4 protein-coding genes are annotated in these 4,032 nt (G+C 44.0%); all 4 read right to left on the bottom strand.

Annotated features, from left to right (window positions below; genetic code table 11):
• Positions 1-131 precede the first annotated feature (131 nt).
• Positions 132-1,466 carry a hemolysin family protein gene (locus L1N82_RS10670; RefSeq protein ID WP_328284467.1) on the bottom strand — a complete coding sequence of 445 codons (1,335 nt, stop codon included), beginning with the start codon at positions 1,464-1,466 and terminating at the stop codon, positions 132-134.
• 521 nt (positions 1,467-1,987) lie between these two features.
• Complete coding sequence (gene sigK / locus L1N82_RS10665; RefSeq protein ID WP_235287381.1) at positions 1,988-2,689, bottom strand: RNA polymerase sporulation sigma factor SigK; 702 nt, start codon at positions 2,687-2,689, stop codon at positions 1,988-1,990.
• Between the two features lie 346 nt (positions 2,690-3,035).
• A complete protein-coding gene (locus tag L1N82_RS10660) occupies positions 3,036-3,731 on the bottom strand; it encodes a DUF3169 family protein (RefSeq protein WP_235287380.1) in 696 nt (231 codons plus the stop codon).
• Positions 3,732-3,935 carry a helix-turn-helix transcriptional regulator gene (locus L1N82_RS10655; protein WP_235287382.1) on the bottom strand — a complete coding sequence of 68 codons (204 nt, stop codon included), beginning with the start codon at positions 3,933-3,935 and terminating at the stop codon, positions 3,732-3,734. It abuts the gene before it with no gap.
• Positions 3,936-4,032: the final 97 nt, after the last annotated feature.

Here is a 4,032-nt window from a genome sequence, read left to right as displayed (position 1 = left end):
GTTGAAGATAAATATAGCCTGTTGAGGTTTCTCAACAGGCTGAACGCTCCTGTAATGCAGGAGCGTTTTTACCGTACGTATTTCTACTTGGGACAGCCACATGACGGAAGCTCGATTTCATTGCCTTCCTTTTACGCCTCGACCTCAACTTCAACTGGCTTTTCTGTCATAACAATCTTTACTTTACTAATTCTTCTTTCATCCACTTCTTCCACCCTGAAGACCGCACCTTCATATTCCATAACTGGGTTTTCACCTTGTAATGGTATTCTCCCGAGCTGACCGATTAAGAATCCACTTAATGTATCGTATTCCTCGTGTGGAAAGACAATATTGATTTGGTCGCGAAGGTCACGCAAGTTTATTATCCCATTAACTATATAGGTATTAGGGTCAATCTTTTCAATTTCTTTATCGTCTTCATCATGCTCATCAAAAATATTACCAACGATTTCTTCAAGTAAGTCTTCAATCGTTACAATACCAGCTGTACCGCCATACTCGTCAATCGCGATAGCAAAATGAATTTTATTCTTTTGTAAGTCCTTGAACAATAAATCAATTTTTTTAGAAGTTGGAACAAAATAAGGTGTTCGTGAAATTTTTCTTACCTCTAATTCAGATTCACCGCCATGTTCGATGAAATCCAATATATCTTTAACATGAAGTATTCCCACAACATTATCAAGATTCCCCTCATATACAGGTAATCTTGTATATTTTTCGACATTTACCAGCTTTATAACTTCACTTAATGATATATCGGCAGAGACACCAACTACATGACTACGGTTGGTCATTATATCGCTAACGGTCTTGTTGTCAAATTCAAAGATGTTATTAATCATCAGGCGTTCAGTTTCTTGAATCGTACCGTTTTCGTTACCGACATCAACCATCATTCTAATTTCTTCTTCTGTTACTTCACCCTTCTTTTCATTAGGGTCAACGCCGGCTAATCTAACGAGGGTGTTCGTAGAAAGCGTCAAAAGTTTCACGAACGGAGAAGATGCCTTAGATAATAAAGTCAATGGCATAACCACGAACATTGCAATTGGTTCAGCTTTTTGCAATGCTAATCGTTTCGGAACAAGCTCACCTAATACAAGCGTGAAATAAGACAGTAGAAGTGTGATTAGGATAACGGAAATAAGTTCTAACGTTGCAAGCGGTAACGGGACATTAGCAGAATGTAAGAAACCCGCCATCCTTCCCGCGAAACTTTCCGCCGCAAATGCACTTGCCAAGAATCCTGCCAAGGTTATTCCAATCTGAATTGTGGCTAGGAACCGGCTCGGTTCGCTCAGAAGATTTTGCAATAATTTTGCTTTTTTATGCCCTTCTTCTGCCATCGCTTTAATTTTGTTATCGTTCAATGAGATAAGAGCGATTTCCGAAGCGGCGAAAAAAGCGTTAAGCACTATAAGTACAAGTAAGATCAAAATTTCAGTTAGCAAGTTTTTCATCTCCCCATCAAAATAAGTTCTTAATTCAACTCATTATTGATGGAATTTATTCCAAGAGATAAAAACTTGCTTTACTGCCCTTTTGGGATACAACAAGTACCCACAGGCTATTATTGCTCGGTTCCCCTGGGTCATCGTCCATGTCCTAAGCCACCTCCCCGTTTTCATATTACATACTATTATCAATGGTTTTAGCCCATTCATCAAGTTTTTTTTGCTATACATATTGTATGAATAGCCCTCACAAAATACGATGGTAAATACCACTCTCCAATGGAAAAAGCTACTTACTGTTTCTTTACCATGGCCCAACTCAACCTGAAGGCATTTATGAAATGATCGGGAACCATCAAGGTAAATATGCAGTTCCTAAGGCACATAAAGCATTGAGTGAGACAACTGTAGTAACACAAAAGTATAAATCCAGGTAGTGTCAGAATTGATGGGAGTCCCAACAACTCCTTAAATAAAACAGACGCACCTTACCGGCGCGCCTGTTTTTTTATTTGTATAATGATTGATTATTTCTTCTGCTTATAAAACTCGTGATACAGCTTCATCAGCGCCCGCTTCTCAATCCTCGAAACATAACTCCTACTAATCCCGAGCTCCTTCGCGATCTCCCGCTGTGTCCGTTCTTCCCCGCCATGCTCCAGACCGAAGCGTCCAACGACGACTTCCTTCTCCCGCTCATCCAGTATGTCAAGATTCTTGTAAATCTTACTCTTCTCAATCTTCAGCTGCACCTTATCGACAACATCGTCGGCCTCTGTGCCGAGAATATCGATCAAGGTAATTTCGTTGCCTTCCTTATCAGTCCCAATCGGATCATGCAGCGATACATCCTTCTTGGTTTTCTTAAGCGAGCGAAGGTGCATCAGGATTTCGTTCTCGATACAGCGGGCCGCGAAGGTTGCAAGCTTCGTGCCTTTGCCCGTCTGGAAGCTCTCGATCGCCTTAATCAGACCGATTGTGCCAATCGATATCAAATCCTCTAGATCCTCGCCGGTGTTATCGAATTTCTTGACGATATGGGCGACAAGGCGCAGATTATGTTCAATTAACATGTTTCGGGAATGCTGGTTGCCTTCCGCCATCAGCTTCAAGTGCCGTGCTTCCTCTTCCTCCTGAAGCGGCTGCGGAAAGGCGTTGTTCTTGACATAAGACACCAGCAGCGACAGCTGTTTAATAAACAAGGCGATAGCAGCAAATAATCCAGGCATGTCAGACACCCCCATACGTAATGGCCGGCTCCGGTATGCGAGTTCCGCACACCCCGGCAATCTCCGAAGACTGTTCTACAGTGTATGTGGGCGGGGGCCCAGAAGTGCCTGTACGGCAAGGATAAAAAATTGCTGCGAGGCTGTTTCAAATCGAGGCGCCTAGTTGCATTGGACGTAAACCTCCAATAATCGAAATTAAACAGACTGCCGGTCCCTGTTCCGCTGAAGACGAGGACTACTCGATGAATATTAGATTTTGTTATGCAAAAGCTAAAACAGAAAACCGCCCATTGATAGGGCGGTTAAGAGAGCGAGCATCTCCTCGTTTTACGGAAACCAGCGGGATTTATGCCTGCCGCTTGTATGTCTTCAAGCTGTTTAAATAGAAGAGCTGCATAAACAGCAGCAGCGCACCTACGGCAATGATCGAGAAGAGCTGCGACTCGCCGCTGAATATCGAGTAGAACATGAGGACAAAGAGCAGCACAATCATAGCGCTGATGGTCATAGAGTAAAGCTTGTACAGACCCTTCAGCATGACATGTTTCTCCCCGTCGTCAAAGCTGTCAAACAGCTTCTCCTGAAAATTCTTATCCTCCGGAAGCGGCATCTGGAAGCCCGGACGTACATACATAAGGAGCTTCACGTGCAGCATCTGTGTAAAGTAACCCGCTATAAGCAGCGCAAATGTGAACAGCAGCGTTCCCGGGTGATCATGGCGGAGCAGCAGGAAGCCAGCAACGAGAGTGATTAAGATGACGGTAAAAGCAATCTGCGCGTAATCGGCGAACTGGTACGCATACCGTTCCATTCTGATCTGTCTCTCATCCTCATCGGCTGCCTCCGCCTTCTGACTGCCTATGATTGTAACCTTATGATACAGAGAATAGGCCCCCAGCAGCATAATCGCACAGAACACATTGCTGAGATATATGGCAGCAGCCGCGGCAGGCTTCGCCGGTTCGCCTCCTGCAAACAAGTCAATAAACTGGTAGACGGCATAAGCCGCTATTGCTGCTGCTAACAGTATCATACGTTTCATCTACAGCTCTCCCTCCTCGAACACAAATACCGACTCGATTGGTTCCTTGAAAATCAACGCAATTCTTGCCGCAATGAGCAGCGACGGCATATACTCCGACCGTTCGATCAGACTGACGGTCTGTCTGGAAATCTTGGCGAGGGCAGCCAGCTCAGTCTGATTCAGACCGTCCCTCGCCCGCAGCTCTTTCACCCGGTTTCTCACCTTAACCATCACCTCACAGCCATTATAAAAGATCATAGTCAATTTGACAACTATTATTGTCAAATTGACTATAAATATTTACAAATCTATCTGGCTC

Source organism: Paenibacillus tarimensis, assembly GCF_021532315.1.
GTDB classification, from domain to species: domain Bacteria; phylum Bacillota; class Bacilli; order Paenibacillales; family Paenibacillaceae; genus Paenibacillus_I; species Paenibacillus_I tarimensis.
The sequence above is the reverse complement of the archived record's forward strand: the minus strand, read 5'-3'. Positions and strand labels throughout refer to the sequence as shown.